Genomic DNA, 269 nt, shown 5'->3' with positions numbered 1-269 from the left:
CACCGGAAATTGGCTATGAAAAAGCTGCCGAAATTGCCAAAGCAGCGCATAAAAATGACACAACTTTGCGGGTTGAAGCATTAAAAGCTGGAGTTTCTGGAGAAGATTATGACCGGCTGGTTGATCCCAAAAAGATGATTCACCCTCAATAAGAGCATAAACCAACGCACTACAGATATCTCTTGAAGACAAAGTTTAAAAATATCGGACCGTTCGCGGTCCGGTTGTCATTGCGTATGAAACAACTTGTACACTTCTTCTACAAAGAT

General features: G+C 41.6%; 1 pseudogene. It reads left to right on the top strand.

Annotated elements, in window-relative coordinates:
• Positions 1-152, top strand: a pseudogene (fumC, locus tag ACFINF_RS09515) (class II fumarate hydratase); the annotation flags it as partial.
• Between the last annotated feature and the right edge of the window lie 117 nt (positions 153-269).

It is taken from the genome of Bartonella sp. TS25HLJMH (assembly GCF_042193505.1).
Classification (GTDB): domain Bacteria; phylum Pseudomonadota; class Alphaproteobacteria; order Rhizobiales; family Rhizobiaceae; genus Bartonella; species Bartonella grahamii.
The sequence above is the reverse complement of the archived record's forward strand: the minus strand, read 5'-3'. Positions and strand labels throughout refer to the sequence as shown.